Raw genomic sequence first — 22,167 nt, forward strand, 5'->3', positions numbered from 1 at the left:
TTCGCTGGCCTGGACTATAACAACCAAGATTGCCTGTGCGTGTCGAGAGTGGATCATGACCAACCTGTTGCTTTATCAGCGTATCGCCCAACAGCTCGCCGAAGATATCCGGCGTGGCGTCTACCAGCCGGGCGAGCGCGTGCCTTCGGTGCGCAAGATGAGTTCGCAGCTCAACGTCAGTCATGCCACGGTGTTGCAGGCCTACGCCAATCTTGAGGACCAGGGGCTGATCCGCGCCCGTCCGCAGTCCGGCTACTACGTCCACCAGACCCCGGCGCTGACTGCCTCGACACCGGATATCGCCCGTGTCGAGCGACCAGGCCTGGTCACCCGTGCCAGCATCATTCAGCAGGTATTGACCGAAGCCCGTCGCGATGGCGTGTTCCCGCTTGGCGCGGCGGTGCCTCATGTGGATTACCTGCCGGTGCGCGCACTGCATCAGCAACTGGCCAAGGTCACCCGGTTCCAGAGTCCGCGGGCGTTCAGCTACATGTTCAGTCCGGGCTTCGAGCCACTGCGCCGGCAGATCGCGATTCGCATGCGCGATGCCGGGGTGGTGGTCGATCCGTCGGAAGTGGTGGTCACCCATGGTTGCGTCGATGCCCTGCAGATGTCGCTGCGGGTGCTGACCCGCCCCGGCGACCTGATCGCCGCCGAGTCGCCGACCTACTACGGCTTGCTGCAACTGGCCGATCTGCTGGGCCTGAAGGTGATCGAGATCCCCAGTGATCCGTCCACCGGCATCAGCCTCGAAGCGTTGCAACTGGCGGCCAACCAGTGGTCGATCAAGGCCCTGGTGCTGACCGCGCGCCTCAGCAACCCGCTGGGTGGCACCATTCCGGAAGACCGGCAGAAACAACTGTTGCGCCTGGCCTCGGACTTCAACATCCAGATCATCGAAGACGATATCTACGGCGAGCTGATGTTCGAGCAAGGCAAGACCAAATCGCTCAAGGCCCATGACCGTCTTGGTCGGGTGATCTACTGTTCGAGCTTTTCCAAGACCCTGTCGCCCGGGGTGCGCATTGGCTGGATGGTGGCCGGAAGCTACCAGCAGGAAATCCAGCGCTTGCAGACCTTCAGTACCCATTCCGCCTGCAGCGTGACGCAGATGGGGGTGGCGTCCTACCTGGAAAATGGCGGCTATGATCGCCACTTGCGCTTCATTCGCCAGGAATACCGCAAGAACCTCAGCGCCTATCAGCTGGCGGTGCAGCAGTACTTCCCCGACGGCACGCAGATGACCCGGCCGACCGGTGGCTTCATCCTCTGGGTCAGTTTGCCGGGGCGGGTCAACACCCAGGAGTTGCATGTGCGAGCACTGCAGCAGGGCATCAGTATCGCGCCGGGGCTGATCTTCAGTAATACCGAGCAGTTCAACCATTGCATTCGCCTCAATTGCGGCATTCCCTGGAACCGTGAGGCGGAGAGGGCGCTGATGACCCTTGGCATGCTGGCGAACCAACTGTGTCAAGAAGCGGCGACGGGTACTGGCTATCTGTAATCTGCATCTTGTCAGGTATGTCTGGAACAGGGACCATAGCGACTTTCCTCGGGTGTTCTGTCGTTGCCTATGACTCCATTGCGTTGTGCCAGTCTGCTGTTGGCGGGATTGCTCGCGGTGCCGTTGGCCGGTCAGGCGCTGGCTGACCCTGCGGCGGCCCCTCTGTTGCTCGCCGAAGCGAAAGCGCCGGTGCAGAAAGCCGAGGCCGGCAAGGCAAAGCCGCAGCCGGCCAAGAAGACTGCTGTCACGCAAAAAACGGTGAAGAAGCCGGTCAAGGCCAGCAAGACCACCAGTCGGAAAAAAGCGGATGCCATTGCCGCGCCACTGCCCAAGGCCAAGCTCGATCTCAGCCTGCCACCGGATATGGTGAAGGGCATGAAGCCGGTGGAGCAGATCGAGGCGGAAGTACGCAAGCCGCTGCTGCCGGCGATGTTCGGCGAAAAGCCGGAAGTGCAAAGCCCGTTTCAGCTCAACGGTCGTCTGCTGAGCAACGAGATGCAGCTGCAATTGCGCAATGAAAGCCGCCAGCAAGAGATCGAAGGCGCCGCCATCGAGTTCGAATTCAAGCAGTAGCCGTTCACGACGAGAACTGGCCAGTCAGCGTTATTTCATCCTGTCGGCAATTTCAAACGATTGTTTTAGTCGCTACTATCCTTCCATCCGCACCATTTGCTTCCCCGAGGTTCTGATTTCCATGAAATGCCGTGAAGGCTGTGGCGCCTGCTGCATCGCGCCCTCGATCAGCTCGTTCATTCCCGGCATGCCCGACGGCAAGCCGGCCGGCGAGCGCTGCATTCATCTTTCCGCAGTCAATCTGTGCGACCTGTTCGGCAAGCCGGAGCGTCCGGCGGTGTGTTCGGGTTTCAAGGCGGATATCGAAGTCTGCGGCGGCGATCGCGACGAGGCGATCAGGATCATCGGTTGGTGGGAGCAGATGACTGCGGCCTGAAGGCTGATCTTCGACAACAAGGAAAACAAGCGGATGAGATCGTTGAAGCGTGTAGCAGTAATCGTGGGTTTGACTGCCTTGTCGAGCATGGCGTTTGCCGAGGAATGGAAAGTCGCCAAGGATGAGGAGGGGATCAAGGTTTCCCTCAGTGCGGTGCCGGGTTCCGACTACAAGGCTTATCGAGGTGAGACGGTGATCAAGGCGCCGTTGGCGACCATTACCCGGTTGCAGGAAGACGTGGCCGGCTCTTGTGCCTGGATCCACGAGTGCAAGACACAGAAGCTGCTCAAGCACGAGGGCGACCAGAGCTGGACCTACGCGCAGTTCAACACGCCATGGCCGGTGACTCCGCGGGACTCGATCCTGCATATCACCACGGTCCAGGAGGCTGATGGCAGCGTGACCCGCAAGATCAATGCCGATCCCAAGTACCAGCCGGATGAAAAGGGCTTCGTTCGGGTGGCTGCGGCCGATGGCTACTGGAAACTGGTGCCCAAGGGCGATGTGACCGAGGTCACCTACCAGTTGCACACCAATCCGGGTGGCAGCGTGCCGTCGTGGCTGGCGAACAGGTTCGTGGTCGAGGCGCCGTTCAACACGTTGAAGGCACTGAGGGAGCGGGCTGAAAAGGCCAAGTGAAGCGTTACAGTTACCGAGAAATCAGATTTTCTCGGTAACTGTATAAAGTCCGCTCAATAAAAAAGGCTGCCATCAGGCAGCCTTTTTCGCATTCGGCCGAAGCTTACTTGCGGTCTTCCAGCTTGACCAGGTCGCGGGACTCGTAGCCGGTGTACAGCTGGCGAGGGCGGCCGATCTTGTAAGGGCTGGAAAGCATTTCCTTCCAGTGCGAGATCCAGCCGACGGTGCGCGCCAGGGCGAAGATCACGGTGAACATGCTGGTCGGAATGCCGATCGCTTTCAGGATGATGCCCGAGTAGAAGTCGACGTTCGGGTACAGCGAGCGCTCGATGAAGTACGGATCGGTCAGGGCGATCTCTTCCAGGCGCATGGCCAGTTCCAGCTGCGGGTCGTTCTTGATGCCCAGCTCGCGCAGGACTTCGTCGCAGGTCTGTTTCATCACGGTGGCGCGCGGGTCGCGGTTCTTGTAGACGCGGTGACCGAAGCCCATCAGCTTGAACGGATCGTTCTTGTCCTTGGCCTTGGCGATGAACTTGTCGATGTTCGAGACATCGCCGATTTCATCCAGCATGGTCAGCACGGCTTCGTTCGCACCGCCGTGGGCAGGGCCCCACAGTGCGGCGATACCGGCGGCGATACAGGCGAACGGGTTGGCACCCGAGGAGCCCGCCAGGCGCACGGTGGAGGTGGAGGCGTTCTGCTCGTGGTCGGCGTGGAGGATGAAGATCCGGTCCATTGCCTTGGCCAGCACCGGGCTGATCGGTTTGATCTCGCACGGGGTGTTGAACATCATGTGCAGGAAGTTTTCCGCGTACGACAGGTCGTTGCGCGGGTACATCATGGGTTGGCCCATGGAGTACTTGTAGACCATCGCCGCCAGGGTCGGCATCTTGGCGACCAGGCGCACGGCGGAGATCTCGCGGTGCTGCGGGTTATTGATGTCCAGGGAGTCGTGGTAGAACGCCGACAGGGCGCCAACCACGCCGCACATGACGGCCATCGGGTGGGCATCGCGGCGGAAGCCGTTGAAGAAGGACTTCAACTGCTCGTGCACCATGGTGTGGTTCTTCACGGTGCTGACGAACTGGGCCTTCTGCTCGGCGTTCGGCAGTTCGCCGTTGAGCAGCAGGTAGCAGGTTTCGAGGTAGTCGGATTGCTGGGCGAGCTGTTCGATCGGGTAGCCGCGATGAAGCAGGATGCCCTTGTCGCCGTCGATGTAGGTGATCTTCGACTCGCAGGATGCGGTCGCCATGAAACCAGGGTCGAAAGTGAAGTGACCCGTGGCCCCCAACCCTCTAACGTCGATAACATCTGGACCAACGGTGCCGGTTAAAATGGGCAGCTCGACGGGGGCTGCGCCCTCGATGACCAACTGCGCTTTTTTGTCAGCCATGTGGCCTCCTATTAATGCTTGAAATCATCTGACAGACCCCCCACGCAGGGCCCGCACCACTATAGTGAGATAAATTCGAAAGTCAATTTGCCTAAAGCACGGTTGTAATAGGCTTTAGGCCCTGTTTTTCCTCGAAAATCCCGCCCATTTACGCCTTTTGTCCGGTAAAGGCAATGCGCTATTTGGGCTAGCCCTTCACGTTGTCATTAGTAGCCTAACTGTCTATACTCGGCACCCGACCTCCAAGGGCATGCGCGCCCGTCTCTCTGGGGGTCGCCGCTCCCTGGGTGGTGGGTACCTGACCAGTACACTTACCAACAACTTTGCCCTGCTTGCTAGGGGCTCTTCAGTGTGAAAAAAGCCGTGAAAAGCCAACGACCTGTAAACCTAGACCTAAGGACCATCAAACTCCCGATCACCGCTTACACGTCCATTCTCCACCGTATCTCCGGCGTCATCCTGTTCCTGGGCCTGGCCATAATGCTTTACGCATTGGGCAAATCCCTGGGTTCCGAGGAAGGCTTCGGTGAGGTGAAGGCGTGTCTGACCAGTCCGCTGGCCAAGTTCGTGTTCTGGGGCCTGCTGTCCGCCTTGCTGTATCACCTGGTGGCCGGTGTGCGCCATCTGATCATGGACATGGGCATCGGTGAGACGCTGGAAGGCGGCAAACTGGGCTCGAAAATTGTCATCGTCATCTCCGTGGTGGTGATCATCCTGGCGGGAGTTTGGATATGGTAACCAACGTCACGAACCTGTCGCGTTCGGGCCTCTATGACTGGATGGCGCAGCGCGTTTCTGCGGTCGTTCTCGCGGCTTATTTCATCTTCCTGATCGGCTACCTGGTAGCGCACCCTGGCATCGAGTATGCCCAGTGGCACGCTCTGTTCTCCAATAACGCGATGCGTATCTTCAGTCTGCTGGCACTGGTTGCCCTGGGCGCTCACGCCTGGGTCGGCATGTGGACCATTGCAACCGACTACCTGACCCCTATGGCGTTCGGCAAGTCGGCGACTGCGATTCGTTTCCTGTTCCAGGCGGTATGTGGTGTCGCGATGTTCGCGTACTTCGTCTGGGGTGTGCAGATTCTCTGGGGTATCTGATTCATGGCTATCATTCCAACGATTTCTTTCGACGCCATCATTGTTGGCGGCGGCGGTGCCGGCATGCGCGCTGCGCTGCAGCTGGCCCAGGGCGGTCACAAGACTGCCGTGATCACCAAGGTCTTCCCGACCCGCTCGCACACTGTATCCGCCCAGGGCGGCATCACCTGCGCCATCGCTTCGGCCGACCCGAACGACGACTGGCGCTGGCACATGTACGATACCGTCAAGGGTTCCGACTACATCGGTGACCAGGACGCTATCGAATACATGTGTCAGGAAGGCCCGGCCGCGGTCTTCGAGCTGGACCACATGGGCCTGCCGTTCTCCCGTACCGAAACCGGTCGTATCTACCAGCGTCCGTTCGGTGGCCAGTCCAAGGACTTCGGCAAGGGTGGCCAGGCCGCACGTACCTGCGCCGCTTCCGACCGTACCGGTCACGCGCTGCTGCACACCCTGTACCAGGGCAACCTGAAGGCAGGCACCACCTTCCTCAACGAGTACTACGCAGTTGACCTGGTGAAGAACCAGGACGGCGCGTTCGTCGGCGTGATCGCGATCTGCATCGAGACCGGCGAAACCCAGTACATCCGTTCGAAGGCAACTGTACTGGCTACCGGCGGTGCCGGTCGCATCTACTCGTCGACCACCAACGCCCTGATCAACACCGGTGACGGCGTGGGCATGGCCCTGCGTGCCGGCGTGCCGGTGCAGGACATCGAGATGTGGCAGTTCCACCCGACCGGCATCGCCGGCGCAGGTGTACTGGTTACCGAGGGTTGCCGCGGTGAGGGTGGCTACCTGATCAACAAGCACGGCGAGCGTTTCATGGAGCGTTATGCTCCGAACGCCAAGGACCTTGCCGGTCGTGACGTCGTCGCCCGTTCGATGGTGAAAGAGATCATCGCCGGCAACGGCTGCGGCCCTAACGGCGACCACGTGATGCTGAAGCTCGACCACCTCGGCGAGGAAGTCCTGCACAGCCGCCTGCCAGGCATCTGCGAGCTGTCCAAGACCTTCGCCCACGTCGACCCTGTCGTCGCGCCGGTTCCGGTCGTTCCAACCTGCCACTACATGATGGGCGGCGTTGCCACCAACATTCATGGCCAGGCCATCACCCAGGACGCCAACGGCCAGGACCAGATCATTCCGGGTCTGTTCGCCGTAGGTGAAGTCGCTTGCGTATCGGTGCACGGTGCCAACCGCCTGGGCGGCAACTCGCTGCTCGACCTGGTGGTCTTCGGCCGCGCTGCCGGCCTGCACCTGGAAAAAGCGCTGACCGACGGTATCGAATACCGCGACGCCAGCGACACCGACGTGGAAGTTGCCCTGAACCGTCTGAACAAGCTCAACGAGCGCACCACCGGTGAAGACGTCGCAACCCTGAAGCGCGAGCTGCAGAGCTGCATGCAGAACTACTTCGGCGTGTTCCGTACCGGCGAATACATGCAGAAGGGTATCGCCCAGCTGGCCGATCTGCGCGAGCGTATCGCCAACGTCAAGATCAACGACAAGTCCCAGGCCTTCAACACCGCGCGTATCGAAGCGCTGGAGCTGCAGAACCTGCTGGAAGTCGCCGAAGCTACCGCCATCGCGGCCGAAGTCCGTAAGGAGTCCCGCGGCGCTCACGCCCGTGAAGACTACGAAGACCGTGACGACGAAAACTGGCTGTGCCACACCCTGTACTTCCCAGGTGAGAAGCGGGTTGCCAAACGTGCAGTCAACTTCGCGCCGAAGACCGTACCGGCGTTCGAACCAAAAGTCCGGACTTACTAAGGGTGGCTGCCATGTTGCAAGTAGAAGTTTATCGTTACAACCCGGATACCGACTCGGCGCCTAAAACCCAGGTGTTCCAGGTCGATACCGGTGGCAAGGACCTGATGGTGCTGGACGTGCTGGCGCTGATCAAGGAACAGGACGAAGGTTTCTCCTACCGTCGCTCCTGCCGTGAAGGCGTTTGCGGTTCCGACGGCATGAACATCAACGGCAAGAACGGCCTGGCGTGCATCACGCCGCTGTCCGCTGTCGTAAAAGGTAACAAGTTGGTGGTGCGTCCGCTGCCAGGTTTGCCGGTTATCCGTGACCTGGTCGTCGACATGAGCATCTTCTACAAGCAGTACGAGAAGGTGAAGCCATTCCTGCAGAACGACACCCCGGCCCCGGCCATCGAGCGTCTGCAGTCGCCGGAAGAACGTGACAAGCTGGACGGTCTGTACGAGTGCATCCTGTGCGCCTGCTGCTCGACCTCTTGCCCGTCGTTCTGGTGGAACCCTGACAAGTTCCTCGGTCCAGCCGCTCTGCTGCAGGCCTATCGCTTCCTGGCCGACAGCCGCGACACCAAGACCCAGGAGCGCCTGGCGTCCCTGGATGACCCGTTCAGCGTATTCCGCTGCCGCGGGATCATGAACTGCGTGAACGTCTGCCCTAAAGGTCTGAACCCGACCAAGGCAATCGGTCACGTACGTAACATGTTGCTCCAGAGCGGTACCTGATTCTGAAAGTGTGATGTTGCAAACGTGAAGTTGTAACCGCAGTACGCCAAGGTGCGGGCACTAGCCCGCACCGAGGTGCAACCCGAGCGAGGGTCATAAGCCCGAGCTTTTACCTATGAAGATATGAGACCAGCAGGGGCATCCGGGCTGGTACCCGGTAAATCTGCGGGATCTTGCAGGCCTGGTTTTGGTGAGAAGACTCCAGGCTTACGTGGTTCTGCCGATCGAGGCCCCTAACCGAGGGTGACCAAGCATGCAAGAAAGCGTGATGCAGCGCATGTGGAACAGCGCCCACCTGTCAGGTGGTAACGCTGCATATGTGGAAGAGCTTTATGAGCTCTACCTGCACGACCCTAACGCTGTGCCAGAAGAGTGGCGCACCTACTTCCAGAAGTTGCCCGCCGAAGGCAGCACTGCTACCGATGTATCGCACTCGACGATCCGCGACCATTTCGTACTGCTGGCGAAGAACCAGCGCCGCGCCCAACCGGTATCCGCCGGGAGCGTGAGCAGTGAACACGAGAAGAAGCAGGTCGAAGTGCTGCGACTGATCCAGGCCTACCGTATGCGCGGCCACCAAGCCGCGAAGCTCGACCCCTTGGGGTTGTGGCAGCGCCCTGCGCCAGTAGACCTGTCGATCAATCATTACGGCTTGACCAATGCCGATCTTGATACGACCTTCCGTGCCGGCGACCTGTTCATCGGCAAGGAGGAGGCGAGCCTACGCGAAATCTTCGAGGCTTTGCAGCAGACATATTGTCGCACCATCGGTGCCGAGTTCACCCACATCGTCGACTCCGAGCAGCGCAGCTGGTTCCAGCAGCGTCTGGAGAGCGTGCGTGGGCGTCCATCCTTCTCCGCCGACATCCAGAGCCACCTGCTCGAGCGCGTCACCGCGGCCGAGGGCCTGGAGAAGTACCTGGGCACCAAGTACCCGGGCACCAAGCGTTTCGGCCTGGAAGGTGGCGAGAGCCTGATTCCTATGCTGGACGAAATGATCCAGCGTTCCGGCTCCTACGGCACCAAGGAAGTCGTGATCGGCATGGCCCACCGCGGCCGCCTGAACGTGCTGGTCAACACCTTCGGCAAGAACCCGCGCGAGCTGTTCGACGAGTTCGAAGGCAAGAAGAAGGTCGAGCTGGGCTCCGGTGACGTGAAGTACCACCAGGGCTTCTCTTCCAACGTGATGACCGCTGGTGGCGAAGTCCACCTGGCCATGGCATTCAACCCGTCCCACCTGGAAATCGTCTCGCCGGTGGTGGAAGGGTCCGTGCGTGCCCGCCAGGATCGCCGCAACGACGCCGTTGGCGACAAGGTCCTGCCGATCTCCATCCACGGTGACGCCGCGTTCGCGGGTCAGGGCGTGGTCATGGAAACCTTCCAGATGTCGCAGACCCGCGGTTTCAAGACCGGCGGCACCGTGCACATCGTGATCAACAACCAGGTTGGTTTCACCATCAGCAACCCGCTGGACTCCCGTTCCACCGAGTACTGCACCGACGTCGCCAAGATGATCCAGGCGCCGATCCTGCACGTGAACGGCGACGATCCGGAAGCGGTGCTGTTCGTGACCCAGCTGGCCGTCGACTACCGCATGCAGTTCAAGCGTGACGTGGTCATCGACCTGGTCTGCTACCGTCGTCGCGGCCACAACGAGGCCGACGAGCCGAACGGCACCCAGCCGCTGATGTACCAGCAGATCTCCAAGCAGCGCACCACTCGCGAACTGTACGCCGACAGCCTGGTTCAGGCCGGTCGTCTGGACGCCGAGCGTGTCCAGGCCAAGGTCGACGAGTACCGCAACGCCCTGGACAACGGCCTGCACGTGGTGAAGAGCCTGGTCAAGGAGCCGAACAAGGAACTGTTCGTCGACTGGCGTCCATACCTGGGCCACGCCTGGACTGCACGTCACGACACCCGCTTCGACCTCAAGACCTTGCAGGAACTGTCCGCCAAGCTGCTGGAACTGCCGGAAGGCTTCGTGGTTCAGCGCCAGGTCTCGAAGATCTACGAAGACCGCCAGAAGATGCAGGCCGGTGGCTTGCCGATCAACTGGGGCTATGCCGAGACCATGGCCTACGCCACCCTGCAGTTCGAAGGTCATCCGATCCGCATGACCGGCCAGGACATCGGCCGCGGCACCTTCTCGCACCGCCACGCGGTGTTGCACAGCCAGAAGGACGCCAGCACCTATATCCCGCTGCAGAACCTGTTCCCGGGCCAGCCGCGTTTCGACCTGTACGATTCGTTCCTGTCCGAAGAAGCCGTCCTGGCCTTCGAATACGGCTACTCGACCACCACGCCGAACGCGCTGGTGATCTGGGAAGCCCAGTTCGGTGACTTCGCCAACGGCGCGCAAGTGGTCGTCGACCAGTTCATCACCAGCGGCGAGCACAAGTGGGGTCGTCTGTGCGGCCTGACCATGCTGCTGCCACACGGTTATGAAGGTCAGGGCCCTGAGCACTCCTCGGCACGTCTCGAGCGCTACCTGCAGCTGTGCGCCGAGCACAACGTCCAGGTCTGCGTACCGACCACCCCGGCGCAGATCTACCATCTGCTGCGTCGCCAGGTGATCCGTCCGCTGCGCAAGCCGCTGATCGTGCTGACGCCGAAGTCGCTGCTGCGCCACAAGCTGGCCGTCTCGACCCTGGAAGACCTGGCCGAAGGTTCGTTCCAGACCGTGATCCCGGAAATCGATACCCTCGATCCGAAGAAAGTCACCCGTCTGGTCCTGTGCAGCGGCAAGGTCTACTACGATCTGCTGGAAAAACGCCGTGCCGAAGGTCGTGAAGACATCGCCATCGTGCGTATCGAACAACTGTATCCGTTCCCTGAGGACGATCTGGTCGAAATCCTCGCCCCATACACCGAGCTCAAGAATGTCGTGTGGTGCCAGGAAGAACCGATGAACCAGGGCGCCTGGTACAGCAGCCAACACCACATGCGTCGCATCCTCGGCCGTCACAACAAGGCCCTGGTGCTCGAATACGCCGGTCGTGATGCGTCTGCCGCGCCAGCCTGTGGTTACGCTTCGATGCACGCCGAGCAGCAGGAAAAACTGCTGCAAGATGCCTTCACCGTTTAATGCCTCGCGCACCTGAAACCGAATTAAGGAACCACTGATAATGGCTATCGAGATCAAAGCCCCTACTTTCCCGGAATCGGTTGCCGACGGCACCGTTGCCACCTGGCACAAGAAACCGGGCGAAGCCGTCAAGCGCGACGACCTGATCGTCGACATCGAGACCGACAAGGTCGTCCTGGAAGTACTGGCCACCGCTGACGGCGTGCTGGGCGCGATCGTCAAGAACGAAGGCGACACCGTCCTCTCCGACGAAGTCCTGGGTTCGATCGAAGCCGGCGGCGCTGCCGCTGCTGCTCCGGCTGCCGCGCCTGCCCAGGCCGCCGCTGCCGCCGACGCTGGCGAAGACGACCCGATCGCCGCTCCAGCCGCGCGCAAGCTGGCTGAAGAGAACGGCATCGACCTGGCTTCCGTTGCCGGCACTGGCAAAGGCGGTCGCGTGACCAAGGAAGACGTCGTGGCTGCCGTTGCCGCGAAGAAATCCGCTCCAGCCGCAGCACCTGCTGCCAAGCCGGCCGCTGCCGCCGCTGCTCCTGTGGTCACCGCCGCCGGCGACCGCACCGAGAAGCGCGTGCCGATGACCCGCCTGCGCGCCAAGATCGCCGAGCGCCTGGTCGAAGCCCAGTCGAACATGGCCATGCTGACCACCTTCAACGAAGTCGACATGACCGAAGTCATGGCCCTGCGTTCGAAGTACAAGGACCTGTTCGAGAAGTCCCACAACGGCGTGCGCCTGGGCTTCATGTCGTTCTTCGTCAAGGCTGCCACCGAAGCGCTGAAACGCTTCCCGGCCGTCAACGCCTCGATCGACGGCAACGACATCGTCTACCACGGCTATGCGGACGTCGGCGTTGCCGTCTCCAGTGACCGTGGCCTGGTAGTACCGGTACTGCGTAACGCCGAGTCGATGAGCCTGGCGGAAATCGAGAACGGCATCGCCACCTTCGGCAAGAAGGCCCGTGACGGCAAGCTGGCCATCGAAGAAATGACCGGCGGCACCTTCACCATCACCAACGGTGGTACCTTCGGTTCGATGATGTCGACCCCGATCGTCAACCCGCCGCAAGCCGCGATCCTCGGCATGCACAACATCATCCAGCGTCCAATGGCCGTCAACGGCCAGGTCGTGATCCGTCCGATGATGTACCTGGCGCTGTCCTACGACCACCGCCTGATCGACGGTAAAGAAGCCGTGACTTTCCTGGTGACCATCAAGAACCTGCTGGAAGACCCGGCGCGTCTGCTGCTGGATATCTAATACGCAGTCCCGGGTCGCGGGCGACGGGCCTCCCCCGGAGGTTCTCGCCTTGCGGCCCGAGGCTTGCCGCTTGAAGCTATAAAGGAATCTTTTATGAGCCAGAAGTTCGACGTAGTAGTAATTGGTGCAGGTCCTGGCGGCTACGTGGCCGCCATCAAGGCCGCGCAACTGGGCTTCTCCACTGCCTGCATCGAGAAGTACACCGATGCCGACGGCAAGCTGGCCCTGGGCGGTACCTGCCTGAACGTTGGCTGCATTCCATCCAAGGCGCTGCTGGACAGCTCCTGGAAGTACAAGGAAGCCAAAGAGAGCTTCAACGTCCACGGTATCTCCACCGGCGAAGTCAAGATGGACGTCGCCGCGATGGTTGGCCGCAAGGCTGGCATCGTCAAGAACCTGACCGGCGGCGTTGCCACCCTGTTCAAGGCCAACGGCGTCACTTCGATCCAGGGCCACGGCAAGCTGCTGGCTGGCAAGAAGGTCGAAGTCACCAAGGCTGACGGCACCACCGAGATCATCGAAGCCGAGAACGTGATCCTGGCGTCCGGTTCCCGTCCGATCGACATTCCGCCGGCTCCGGTCGACCAGAACGTCATCGTCGATTCCACCGGCGCACTGGAATTCCAATCGGTTCCGAAGCGCCTGGGCGTGATCGGTGCCGGCGTGATCGGCCTGGAGCTGGGTTCGGTCTGGGCTCGCCTGGGCGCCGAAGTCACCGTCCTGGAAGCCCTGGACACCTTCCTGATGGCTGCTGACACCGCCGTCTCCAAGGAAGCCCTGAAGACCCTGACCAAGCAAGGTCTGGACATCAAGCTGGGCGCGCGCGTCACCGGTTCCAAGGTCAACGGCGAAGAAGTCGAAGTGACCTACACCGACGCCAACGGCGAACAGAAGATCGTCTTCGACAAGCTGATCGTCGCGGTCGGCCGTCGTCCTGTCACCACCGACCTGCTGGCCGCCGACAGCGGCGTGACCATCGACGAGCGCGGTTTCGTGTTCGTTGACGATCACTGCGCCACCAGCGTTCCTGGCGTCTTCGCCATCGGTGACGTGGTTCGCGGCATGATGCTGGCGCACAAGGCCTCGGAAGAGGGCATCATGGTCGTCGAGCGCATCAAGGGCCACAAGGCCCAGATGAACTACGACCTGATCCCGTCGGTCATCTACACCCACCCGGAAATCGCGTGGGTCGGCAAGACCGAGCAAACCTTGAAGGCCGAGGGCGTTGAGGTTAACGTGGGCACCTTCCCGTTCGCGGCCAGCGGCCGTGCGATGGCTGCCAACGACACCGGTGGTTTCGTCAAGGTCATTGCCGATGCCAAGACCGACCGCGTCCTGGGTGTACACGTGATTGGCCCAAGCGCTGCCGAACTGGTGCAGCAGGGTGCAATCGCAATGGAATTCGGCACCAGTGCCGAAGACCTGGGCATGATGGTCTTCTCCCATCCGACCCTGTCCGAAGCGCTGCATGAAGCCGCGCTGGCCGTGAATGGCGGTGCCATCCACGTAGCCAACCGTAAGAAGCGTTAACTATAAGAAAACCACGGCGGTCTGCCCGTCGTGAGTCTTGCGTGCATGACTCACCGCGGAAAGTCCGCCGGACTCGAACCCCCGGAGCATACCGGGGGCAAGCGGTCACAGGTGGCGCGGCACCCCTCACGGGCGCAGCGCCGAAGCGCAGTACCTAACGAAGACGGTAAAAAGCATGAATCTTCACGAGTATCAGGGTAAGCAGCTGTTCGCTGAATACGGCCTGCCAGTTTCCAAGGGTTTCGCAGTCGACACCCCTGAAGCTGCAGCAGAAGCCTGCGACAAGATCGGCGGTTCCGAGTGGGTTGTGAAAGCCCAGGTTCACGCAGGTGGTCGCGGTAAAGCGGGCGGCGTAAAGCTGGTTCGCAGCAAGGAAGACGCCAAGGCGTTCGCTGCACAATGGTTGGGCAAGAATCTGGTCACCTACCAGACTGACGCCAACGGTCAACCGGTTTCCAAGATCCTGGTCGAATCCTGCACCGACATCGCCAAAGAGCTGTACCTGGGCGCTGTGGTCGATCGTTCGAGCCGCCGTATCGTGTTCATGGCTTCCACCGAAGGTGGCGTGGACATCGAGAAAGTCGCTCACGACACTCCTGAGAAGATTCTCAAGGCAACCATCGACCCGCTGGTCGGCGCTCAGCCGTTCCAGGGTCGCGAGCTGGCATTCCAGCTGGGTCTGGAAGGCAAGCAAGTACAACAGTTCGCCAAGATTTTCGTAGGCCTGGCCAAACTGTTCAAGGATCACGACCTGGCCCTGCTGGAAGTGAACCCGCTGGTGATCAAGGCCGACGGCGACCTGCACTGCCTCGATGCCAAGATCAACATCGACGCCAACGCCATGTACCGTCAGCCGAAGCTGAAGACCTTCCACGACCCGTCGCAGGACGACGCCCGTGAAGCCCACGCTGCCAAGTTCGAACTGAACTACGTTGCCCTCGAAGGCAACATCGGCTGCATGGTCAACGGTGCCGGCCTGGCCATGGGTACCATGGACATCGTCAACCTGCACGGCGGCAAGCCAGCCAACTTCCTCGACGTAGGCGGTGGTGCTACCAAAGAGCGCGTTACCGAAGCCTTCAAGATCATCCTGTCCGACAGCAATGTCGCGGCCGTACTGGTCAACATCTTCGGCGGCATCGTTCGCTGCGACATGATTGCCGAAGGCATCATCGGTGCAGTGAAGGAAGTCGGCGTCAAGGTACCGGTCGTCGTTCGCCTCGAAGGCAACAACGCCGAACTGGGCGCTAAAGTACTGGCAGAAAGCGGTTTGAACATCATTGCGGCCACCAGCCTGACCGACGCTGCTCAACAAGTTGTAAAAGCTGCGGAGGGCAAGTAATGAGCGTCCTGATCAATAAAGACACCAAAGTCATCTGCCAGGGCTTCACCGGCTCGCAGGGTACTTTCCACTCCGAACAAGCCATCGCCTACGGCACCAAGATGGTCGGCGGCGTCACTCCAGGCAAGGGTGGCACCACCCACCTGGGCCTGCCGGTGTTCAACACCGTCAAGGAAGCCGTGGAAGCTACCGGCGCCGACGCTTCGGTGATCTACGTTCCTGCTCCTTTCTGCAAGGACTCGATCCTGGAAGCGGCCTTCGGCGGCATCAAGCTGATCGTCTGCATCACCGAGGGTATCCCTACCCTCGACATGCTGGACGCCAAGGTCAAGTGCGACGAGCTGGGTGTTACCCTGATCGGCCCTAACTGCCCAGGCGTCATCACTCCGGGCGAGTGCAAGATCGGCATCATGCCAGGTCACATCCACCTGCCAGGCAAGGTCGGCATCGTTTCCCGTTCCGGCACCCTGACCTACGAAGCGGTCAAGCAGACCACTGACGCCGGTTTCGGTCAGTCCACCTGCGTCGGTATCGGCGGCGACCCGATCCCGGGCTCGAACTTCATCGACATCCTGAAGCTGTTCCAGGAAGACCCGAAAACCGAAGCCATCGTCATGATCGGCGAAATCGGTGGTTCGGCCGAAGAAGAAGCGGCTGCCTATATCAAGGCCAACGTGACCAAGCCAGTGGTTTCCTACATCGCCGGTGTGACTGCCCCTGCGGGCAAGCGCATGGGCCATGCTGGCGCCATCATCTCTGGCGGCAAGGGCACTGCGGACGAGAAATTCGCAGCCCTGCAGGACGCTGGCGTGAAAACCGTGCGTTCGCTGGCGGACATCGGCAAGGCCCTGGCCGAGCTGACCGGTTGGGAAGTGAAGAAGTAATTCTTCGCTGACCAGCAGAAAGAGGCCACCTTCGGGTGGCCTTTTTCGTTTATGCGGGATTGATCCGGCGCAACCGTTTGCGACATTCAGGTTCACTCATCGGACAAACTGCCCCAAGACCGTGCGCCAGAGCGGCAAATTGAGTACCATGCGCGTTCATTTCGTGTCCGCTGCCCAAAAGGAAGCGCCACGCTATAAAAGTCCGCCTCAATCAGGGTGGAAAAAACATTTCCCTAACCCAAGGGGAAATCCCTCTCTAAATTCCGATTTACGCAGTGTGGTATTTCCTTAAATGAAAGTTTTGAAAGGCCAGGACATCCTGGCGCTTGGCTTCATGACGTTCGCGTTGTTCGTCGGGGCCGGCAATATCATTTTCCCGCCAATCGTCGGTCTGCAGTCCGGTCCGCATGTATGGATGGCGGCCCTCGGCTTCCTGGTGACCGCGGTCGGTCTGCCGGTGGTCACCGTGATCGCCCTGGCCAAGGTCGGCGGCGGCATGGACGAACTGAGCAGCCCGATCGGCAAGATCGCCGGTGGCCTGCTGGCTGCTGCCGCGTACCTCGCGGTCGGCCCGTTGTTCGCCACGCCGCGTACCGCCACCGTGTCCTTCGAGGTGGGTGTAGCGCCGCTGACCGGCGAGAGCCCGCTGGCGCTGTTCATCTACAGTCTGGTGTACTTCCTGGTAGTGCTGGCCGTATCCATGTACCCGGGTAAGCTGCTGGATACCGTTGGCCGTTTCCTCGCGCCGCTGAAGATCATCGCCCTGGCCGTGCTCGGCATCGCTGCGTTCGCCCTGCCTGCCGGGACCATCGGTGATGCGCAGCCGGCCTACGTCGCCGCGCCGTTCTCGCAAGGCTTCATCCAGGGTTACCTGACCATGGATACCCTGGGCGCGCTGGTGTTCGGCATCGTCATCGTCAACGCGATCCGCTCCCGTGGTGTGGAGTCGCCGCGCCTGATCACCCGTTACGCGGTGATCGCCGGCCTGATCGCCGGTGTCGGCCTGACCCTGGTGTATATCAGCCTGTTCCGCCTGGGTGCCGGCAGCCATGACATCGCCGCCACCGCCACCAATGGCGCCGTGGTCCTGCATGCCTATGTGCAGCACACCTTCGGTTCGCTGGGTAGCGGCTTCCTTGCTGTACTGATTGCCCTGGCCTGCCTGGTCACCGCGGTCGGCCTGACTTGCGCCTGCGCCGAGTACTTCAGCCGCCTGCTGCCGCTGTCCTACCGTGCGCTGGTGGTGATCCTGGCGGCGTTCTCGCTGCTGGTCTCGAACCTCGGCCTGACCAAGCTGATCATGTTCTCGGTACCGGTGCTGACCGCCATCTACCCGCCGTGCATCGTGCTGGTGGGCCTGAGCTTCTGCAAAGGCATGTGGCACTCGCAGACCCGCATCATGGCGCCGGTCATGGCGGTGTCGCTGGTCTTTGGCGTCATCGATGCGATCAAGGGAGCTGGCCTGCAGTGGCTGCCGTCCTGGGCCGAGCACCTGCCGCTGAGCGAGCAGGGCCTGGCCTGGCTGGTGCCGTGCGTGGCGACCCTGGTGGTTGCCGTGGTCTGCGACCGCCTGCTCGGCAAGCCGCGTGAAGTGATGGCCTGACGCAGCACCACAGGGCAGGCAAGGCCACAAGCCATTGACGCCTGTCCGAGGTGATTGCGCAAAGCCCCGTCTCCTATCGAGGAGACGGGGCTTTTTTCATTCTGATCGTTTCGTTCACGTGTCTTTTTCTTTGCATCGACGTCGAAACCCCGTCACTGTCTAACGGGACCGCCCATGAGCTTCATCCAAACCAACCTGACCAACCTGCTGGCTGCCCTCTGGTTCATCGTCTGCTGGGGCGGCTACACCCGCTACGCCATCTGGAAGGGCCGCGACACCGCGTGCCTGGCCAGCGTCATGCACCTCTACCGCGAAGACTGGATGCGCCGCATGCTCCTGCGCGACAACCGCATTGCCGACGCCAGCGTGATCGGCAACCTGGAGCGCAACGCCTCGTTCTTCGCCTCCAGCACCCTGATCATCCTCGCCGGTATCCTCACCGTGCTCGGTGCCTCGGACCGTGCACTGTCGTTGCTGGCTGACCTGCCGCTGGTGCAACAGACCTCGCAGAGCATGTCGGAAATCAAACTGTTATGCCTGGCGATCGTCTTCGTCTATGCCTTCTTCACCTTCAGTTGGTGCATGCGCCAGTACAACTTCGCCGCGGTGCTGGTGGGCTCGGCGCCGATGATCGGCGAGCGCCAGGTCAGCGAGCAGGAGCGCAAGGCTTTTGCCGCGCGGGCCGCACGGGTCATCTCGCTGGCGGCCAACCAGTTCAACTTCGGCCTGCGCTCGTATTACTTCGGCATGGCCTTGCTGAGTTGGTTCGTCAGTCCCTGGGCATTCGTGGCGATGAGCACGGGGGTGGTATTGATTCTTTACCGTCGCGAGTTTCACTCGGATGTTCTGGACGTGATGGTTTATACGCCGACCGAAGCAACGGCGAGCGATCCGGTCAATGAGCCCAATACCTGAACATCACGATAACCTGGCATAAAAAAACCCGACCGAAGTCGGGTTTTTCTATTCCAGCAGTAATTACTGCTTGGCTGGCTCAGCCGGAGCGGCTGGCGCTGGGGTAGCCGGTGCGGCTTCCGGAGCTGGAGTAGCTGGTGCTGCTTCTTCAGCGGCTTTTTGTTCAGCTTCGGCGGAATCTTTGGCGGCTTCGGCGTTTTCTTTAGCGGCCTCGTTCACTTTATCCTGAGCTTCGTCCATCTTCTGCTGGGCTTGCTCGGCATGTTGTTGAGCATCCTGAGCCTTGTTTTCGCTGGCTTTGTCGCAAGCGGCGAGGCCCAGAGCGGCGGCGATCATGACGGCATAAGCAAAAGGTTTACGCATGGGGTGTTTCTCCTTGTGGAATAGCATTACTTAAACCGTTTGAGTTGTCCCTTGTGGTTTAAGTTCCGCGCACCATACAGATATATAAGTTACGGATCCATATAGACTTTTTGCTGGTCTTGTGCAGGTCCGCACAATTATGGAGAAAAGTTCGGGAATGAATGAAACACCACTGCTGGAGCGCGCCAGACGCTTCCTTTCCGCTCTGCGTCATTGCCAGAAATTGAACATTCAAGTTCATTCGGTCGATGCCGAAGGTATTGTCCTGCGCTTGCCTTATTCATCGTCGATCGTCGGTAACCCGCAGACTGGAGCCATCCACGGCGGTGCCATCACCACTCTGATGGACACCGCGCTGGGCATGGCCACCCTCTGTTCGTTGCCCGAATTCGAAGTGTGCCCGACCCTCGACCTGCGCATCGACTACATGAGCCCCGGTGTCGCCGACCAGGACGTATACGGCCATGCCCACTGCTACCGGGTCAGCCGCGATGTGATCTTCATCCGTGGCACCGCCTTCCAGGACGACCCCGAACAGCCCATTGCCCAGGTGGTGGGCACCTACATGCGCCTGGGCAAGGACATCAAGGGCGGCATCAACTTCGCCCGCAAGCTCAAGGGGGAGACGCAATGATCCCCGCCGACATTCACCAGCAACTGCGCGAGGCGCACAGCCGCGGCGACTACTCCGCCTTGCTGCAACTGATCCCCTATGCCGGCCTGATCGGCATCGAATGCAGCCGCGACGGCGATGACCTGCTGTTCCGCCTGCCAGCCAATCCGGACAACATCGGCAACCCGTTGCTGCCGGCCATCCATGGCGGGGTGATCGCCGGATTCATGGAGTTGTCGGCAGCGCTGTACCTGCTGATCTTCAGCGAGAGCGCGAGCATCCCGAAGATCATCGACTTCTCCATCGATTACCTGCGCGCCGGCCACTTCCGCGACACCTACGCCCGCTGCCAGCTATGGCGCCAGGGCCGCCGGGTGACCAACGTGGCGATCACGGCCTGGCAGGGTGATGCCAACGAGCCCATCGCCACGGCCCGCGCGCATTTCAAGATCAAAGAACTGAGTGCGCCCTTGAAATAGTCCATCGCGGCCCCATCTGCTGTTCATCCCGCCGCGACTGGCGTCGGGCGCGCCCGGAAGGCCGCCTGCCAGCGTGACCAATGCCATCAGATCGGAGTTTTGAAGACCATGAGTGTGGAGACTCAAAAAGAAACCCTGGGCTTCCAGACCGAGGTGAAGCAACTGCTGCACCTCATGATCCATTCGCTGTACTCGAACAAGGAAATCTTCCTTCGCGAACTGATTTCCAACGCCTCCGACGCCGTCGACAAGCTGCGCTTCGAAGCGCTGGCCAAGCCTGAGCTGCTCGAAGGCGGTGCCGACCTGAAGATCCGCGTCAGCTTCGACAAGGACGCCAACACCGTCACCCTCGAAGACAACGGCATCGGCATGAGCCGCGAGGAAGTGATCGCGCACCTCGGCACCATCGCCAAGTCCGGCACTGCCGACTTCATGAAGAACCTCACCGGCGACCAGAAGAAGGACTCGCACCTGATCGGGCAGTTTGGCGTGGGCTTCTACTCCGCGTTCATCGTCGCCGACCAGGTCGACGTGTTCAGCCGCCGTGCCGGTGCGCCTGCCGCCGAAGGCGTGCACTGGTCGTCGAAAGGCGAGGGTGACTTCGAAGTCGCCACCGTCGACAAGGCCGAGCGCGGCACCCGCATCGTCCTGCACCTGAAGAAGGGTGAGGAAGAGTTCGCCGATGGCTGGCGCCTGCGCAATATCGTCAAGAAATACTCCGACCATATCGCCCTGCCAATCGAGTTGCCGAAGCAGGCCGAAGCCGCCGAAGGCGAGGAAAAGCCGGCCGAGGAATGGGAAACCGTCAACCGCGCCAGCGCCCTGTGGACCCGTCCGCGTACCGAGATCAAGGACGAGGAATACCAGGAGTTCTACAAGCACATCGGCCATGACTTCGAGAACCCGCTGGCCTGGAGCCACAACAAGGTCGAAGGCAAGCTGGAATACAACTCGCTGCTGTACGTTCCGGCCCGCGCGCCGTTCGACCTGTACCAGCGCGAAGCGCCACGCGGCCTGAAGCTGTACGTGCAGCGCGTGTTCATCATGGACCAGGCGGAATCCTTCCTGCCGCTGTACCTGCGCTTCATCAAGGGCGTGGTCGATTCCAACGACCTGTCGCTGAACGTCTCCCGCGAGATCCTGCAGAAAGACCCGATCATCGATTCGATGAAGTCGGCGCTGACCAAGCGCGTGCTGGACATGCTGGAGAAGCTGGCGAAGAACGAACCCGAGCAGTACAAGGCGTTCTGGAAGAACTTCGGCCAGGTCCTCAAGGAAGGCCCGGCGGAAGACTTCGCCAACAAGGAGAAGATCGCCGGCCTGCTGCGCTTCGCCTCGACCCACGAAGAGGGCGGCGAGCAGAGCGTCTCCCTGGCCGACTACCTGGCCCGCGCCAAGGAAGGCCAGGACAAGATCTACTTCCTCACCGGCGAGTCCTACGCGCAGGTGAAGAACAGCCCGCACCTGGAAGTCTTCCGCAAGAAAGGCATCGAGGTGTTGCTGCTGACCGACCGTATCGACGAGTGGCTGATGAGCTACCTCAACGAGTTCGACGGCAAGAGCTTCGTCGACGTCGCCCGCGGCGACCTGGACCTGGGCAAGCTGGACTCGGAAGAGGACAAGAAGGCCCAGGAAGAGATCGCCAAGGACAAGGAAGGCCTGGTGGAGCGCCTCAAGGCCGCGCTGGGCGACAGCGTCAGCGAAGTGCGTGTGTCGCACCGCCTGACCGACTCGCCGGCGATCCTCGCCATCGGCGAACAGGACCTCGGCCTGCAGATGCGCCAGATCCTCGAAGCCAGCGGGCAGAAGGTCCCGGACTCCAAGCCGATCTTCGAGTTCAACCCGAGCCACCCGCTGATCGAGAAGCTGGACAACGAGCAGAGCGAAGACCGTTTCGCCGACTTCTCGCATATCCTCTTCGACCAGGCCGCGCTGGCCGCGGGCGACAGCCTGAAGGACCCGGCCGCCTACGTGCGCCGGCTGAACAAGCTGCTGGTCGAGTTGTCGGTTTGATGTAGTTG

20 protein-coding genes are annotated in these 22,167 nt (G+C 61.0%); 18 read left to right on the forward strand and 2 right to left on the reverse strand.

What is annotated here, in order from left to right:
• The first annotated feature begins 55 nt into the window (after positions 1-55).
• The 4 genes from V0R59_RS01060 to V0R59_RS01075 all read left to right on the forward strand — a co-directional run bounded on the left by V0R59_RS01060 (position 56) and on the right by V0R59_RS01075 (position 3,092).
• On the forward strand, positions 56-1,504 hold the full coding sequence (locus V0R59_RS01060; RefSeq protein ID WP_330074224.1) for an aminotransferase-like domain-containing protein: 1,449 nt from the start codon (positions 56-58) through the stop codon (positions 1,502-1,504).
• 69 nt (positions 1,505-1,573) lie between these two features.
• Positions 1,574-2,077 carry a translation initiation factor 2 gene (locus V0R59_RS01065; protein ID WP_330074225.1) on the forward strand — a complete coding sequence of 168 codons (504 nt, stop codon included), beginning with the start codon at positions 1,574-1,576 and terminating at the stop codon, positions 2,075-2,077.
• A gap of 121 nt (positions 2,078-2,198) precedes the next feature.
• The gene (locus tag V0R59_RS01070; protein WP_330074226.1) at positions 2,199-2,453 is read left to right on the forward strand and encodes a YkgJ family cysteine cluster protein; all 255 of its coding nucleotides are present in this window, start codon (positions 2,199-2,201) and stop codon (positions 2,451-2,453) included.
• Between the two features lie 33 nt (positions 2,454-2,486).
• Entirely contained in the window at positions 2,487-3,092 is a 606-nt protein-coding gene (locus V0R59_RS01075; protein WP_330074227.1) for an START domain-containing protein, read from the forward strand.
• A gap of 103 nt (positions 3,093-3,195) precedes the next feature.
• On the opposite strand, the gene gltA is transcribed toward V0R59_RS01075, so the two are convergent.
• Complete coding sequence (gltA, locus tag V0R59_RS01080) at positions 3,196-4,485, reverse strand: citrate synthase (RefSeq protein ID WP_330074228.1); 1,290 nt, start codon at positions 4,483-4,485, stop codon at positions 3,196-3,198.
• A 351-nt stretch (positions 4,486-4,836) separates the two neighbouring features.
• Here gltA and sdhC point away from each other — a divergent pair, with 351 nt between their 5' ends.
• The 11 genes from sdhC to V0R59_RS01135 all read left to right on the forward strand — a co-directional run bounded on the left by sdhC (position 4,837) and on the right by V0R59_RS01135 (position 18,691).
• On the forward strand, positions 4,837-5,223 hold the full coding sequence (gene sdhC, locus V0R59_RS01085) for a succinate dehydrogenase, cytochrome b556 subunit (RefSeq protein WP_330074229.1): 387 nt from the start codon (positions 4,837-4,839) through the stop codon (positions 5,221-5,223).
• Positions 5,217-5,585 (forward strand): succinate dehydrogenase, hydrophobic membrane anchor protein, encoded by a 369-nt coding sequence (sdhD, locus tag V0R59_RS01090; RefSeq protein ID WP_009396297.1) that lies wholly within the window; start codon positions 5,217-5,219, stop codon positions 5,583-5,585. The genes sdhC and sdhD overlap by 7 nt, the downstream gene beginning before the upstream one ends.
• 3 nt (positions 5,586-5,588) lie before the next feature.
• A complete protein-coding gene (gene sdhA / locus V0R59_RS01095; RefSeq protein ID WP_330074230.1) occupies positions 5,589-7,361 on the forward strand; it encodes a succinate dehydrogenase flavoprotein subunit in 1,773 nt (590 codons plus the stop codon).
• An 11-nt stretch (positions 7,362-7,372) separates the two neighbouring features.
• Positions 7,373-8,077 carry a succinate dehydrogenase iron-sulfur subunit gene (locus V0R59_RS01100; protein WP_330074231.1) on the forward strand — a complete coding sequence of 235 codons (705 nt, stop codon included), beginning with the start codon at positions 7,373-7,375 and terminating at the stop codon, positions 8,075-8,077.
• 253 nt (positions 8,078-8,330) lie between these two features.
• Positions 8,331-11,162 carry a 2-oxoglutarate dehydrogenase E1 component gene (locus V0R59_RS01105; RefSeq protein ID WP_330074232.1) on the forward strand — a complete coding sequence of 944 codons (2,832 nt, stop codon included), beginning with the start codon at positions 8,331-8,333 and terminating at the stop codon, positions 11,160-11,162.
• A gap of 40 nt (positions 11,163-11,202) precedes the next feature.
• Entirely contained in the window at positions 11,203-12,417 is a 1,215-nt protein-coding gene (gene odhB, locus V0R59_RS01110) for a 2-oxoglutarate dehydrogenase complex dihydrolipoyllysine-residue succinyltransferase (RefSeq protein WP_330074233.1), read from the forward strand.
• 93 nt (positions 12,418-12,510) lie between these two features.
• On the forward strand, positions 12,511-13,947 hold the full coding sequence (gene lpdA, locus V0R59_RS01115; protein ID WP_330074234.1) for a dihydrolipoyl dehydrogenase: 1,437 nt from the start codon (positions 12,511-12,513) through the stop codon (positions 13,945-13,947).
• Between the two features lie 175 nt (positions 13,948-14,122).
• On the forward strand, positions 14,123-15,289 hold the full coding sequence (sucC, locus tag V0R59_RS01120; RefSeq protein WP_023629628.1) for an ADP-forming succinate--CoA ligase subunit beta: 1,167 nt from the start codon (positions 14,123-14,125) through the stop codon (positions 15,287-15,289).
• Positions 15,289-16,173, forward strand: a complete 885-nt coding sequence (sucD, locus tag V0R59_RS01125; RefSeq protein ID WP_004376004.1) for a succinate--CoA ligase subunit alpha — start codon at positions 15,289-15,291, stop codon at positions 16,171-16,173. Before sucC ends, sucD begins: the two co-directional genes overlap by 1 nt.
• Before the next feature lie 292 nt (positions 16,174-16,465).
• Entirely contained in the window at positions 16,466-17,776 is a 1,311-nt protein-coding gene (brnQ, locus tag V0R59_RS01130) for a branched-chain amino acid transport system II carrier protein (protein WP_330074235.1), read from the forward strand.
• Between the two features lie 174 nt (positions 17,777-17,950).
• Complete coding sequence (locus V0R59_RS01135) at positions 17,951-18,691, forward strand: DUF599 domain-containing protein (RefSeq protein ID WP_330074236.1); 741 nt, start codon at positions 17,951-17,953, stop codon at positions 18,689-18,691.
• Between the two features lie 63 nt (positions 18,692-18,754).
• Here the strand turns inward: V0R59_RS01135 and V0R59_RS01140 are convergent, their stop codons facing one another.
• Positions 18,755-19,054, reverse strand: a complete 300-nt coding sequence (locus V0R59_RS01140; RefSeq protein ID WP_330074237.1) for a hypothetical protein — start codon at positions 19,052-19,054, stop codon at positions 18,755-18,757.
• A 157-nt stretch (positions 19,055-19,211) separates the two neighbouring features.
• On the opposite strand from V0R59_RS01140, the gene V0R59_RS01145 reads away from it, so the two are divergent.
• The 3 genes from V0R59_RS01145 to htpG all read left to right on the forward strand — a co-directional run bounded on the left by V0R59_RS01145 (position 19,212) and on the right by htpG (position 22,159).
• Positions 19,212-19,688, forward strand: a complete 477-nt coding sequence (locus V0R59_RS01145) for a PaaI family thioesterase (RefSeq protein WP_330074238.1) — start codon at positions 19,212-19,214, stop codon at positions 19,686-19,688.
• Complete coding sequence (locus tag V0R59_RS01150) at positions 19,685-20,146, forward strand: PaaI family thioesterase (RefSeq protein WP_330074239.1); 462 nt, start codon at positions 19,685-19,687, stop codon at positions 20,144-20,146. The genes V0R59_RS01145 and V0R59_RS01150 overlap by 4 nt, the downstream gene beginning before the upstream one ends.
• A 108-nt stretch (positions 20,147-20,254) precedes the next feature.
• Entirely contained in the window at positions 20,255-22,159 is a 1,905-nt protein-coding gene (htpG, locus tag V0R59_RS01155; protein ID WP_330074240.1) for a molecular chaperone HtpG, read from the forward strand.
• The last annotated feature ends 8 nt before the right edge of the window (positions 22,160-22,167 follow it).

Source organism: Pseudomonas ulcerans (assembly GCF_036324125.1).
GTDB classification, from domain to species: Bacteria; Pseudomonadota; Gammaproteobacteria; order Pseudomonadales; family Pseudomonadaceae; genus Aquipseudomonas; species Aquipseudomonas ulcerans.

Coding starts and splice junctions, on each gene's coding strand:
- V0R59_RS01060 (WP_330074224.1), top strand. CDS start 56: ATGACCAACCTGTTGCTTTATCAGCGTATCGCCCAACAGCTCGCCGAA.
- V0R59_RS01065 (WP_330074225.1), top strand. CDS start 1,574: ATGACTCCATTGCGTTGTGCCAGTCTGCTGTTGGCGGGATTGCTCGCG.
- V0R59_RS01070 (WP_330074226.1), top strand. CDS start 2,199: ATGAAATGCCGTGAAGGCTGTGGCGCCTGCTGCATCGCGCCCTCGATC.
- V0R59_RS01075 (WP_330074227.1), top strand. CDS start 2,487: ATGAGATCGTTGAAGCGTGTAGCAGTAATCGTGGGTTTGACTGCCTTG.
- gltA (WP_330074228.1), bottom strand. CDS start 4,485: ATGGCTGACAAAAAAGCGCAGTTGGTCATCGAGGGCGCAGCCCCCGTC.
- sdhD (WP_009396297.1), top strand. CDS start 5,217: ATGGTAACCAACGTCACGAACCTGTCGCGTTCGGGCCTCTATGACTGG.
- sdhA (WP_330074230.1), top strand. CDS start 5,589: ATGGCTATCATTCCAACGATTTCTTTCGACGCCATCATTGTTGGCGGC.
- V0R59_RS01100 (WP_330074231.1), top strand. CDS start 7,373: ATGTTGCAAGTAGAAGTTTATCGTTACAACCCGGATACCGACTCGGCG.
- V0R59_RS01105 (WP_330074232.1), top strand. CDS start 8,331: ATGCAAGAAAGCGTGATGCAGCGCATGTGGAACAGCGCCCACCTGTCA.
- odhB (WP_330074233.1), top strand. CDS start 11,203: ATGGCTATCGAGATCAAAGCCCCTACTTTCCCGGAATCGGTTGCCGAC.
- lpdA (WP_330074234.1), top strand. CDS start 12,511: ATGAGCCAGAAGTTCGACGTAGTAGTAATTGGTGCAGGTCCTGGCGGC.
- sucC (WP_023629628.1), top strand. CDS start 14,123: ATGAATCTTCACGAGTATCAGGGTAAGCAGCTGTTCGCTGAATACGGC.
- sucD (WP_004376004.1), top strand. CDS start 15,289: ATGAGCGTCCTGATCAATAAAGACACCAAAGTCATCTGCCAGGGCTTC.
- brnQ (WP_330074235.1), top strand. CDS start 16,466: ATGAAAGTTTTGAAAGGCCAGGACATCCTGGCGCTTGGCTTCATGACG.
- V0R59_RS01135 (WP_330074236.1), top strand. CDS start 17,951: ATGAGCTTCATCCAAACCAACCTGACCAACCTGCTGGCTGCCCTCTGG.
- V0R59_RS01140 (WP_330074237.1), bottom strand. CDS start 19,054: ATGCGTAAACCTTTTGCTTATGCCGTCATGATCGCCGCCGCTCTGGGC.
- V0R59_RS01145 (WP_330074238.1), top strand. CDS start 19,212: ATGAATGAAACACCACTGCTGGAGCGCGCCAGACGCTTCCTTTCCGCT.
- V0R59_RS01150 (WP_330074239.1), top strand. CDS start 19,685: ATGATCCCCGCCGACATTCACCAGCAACTGCGCGAGGCGCACAGCCGC.
- htpG (WP_330074240.1), top strand. CDS start 20,255: ATGAGTGTGGAGACTCAAAAAGAAACCCTGGGCTTCCAGACCGAGGTG.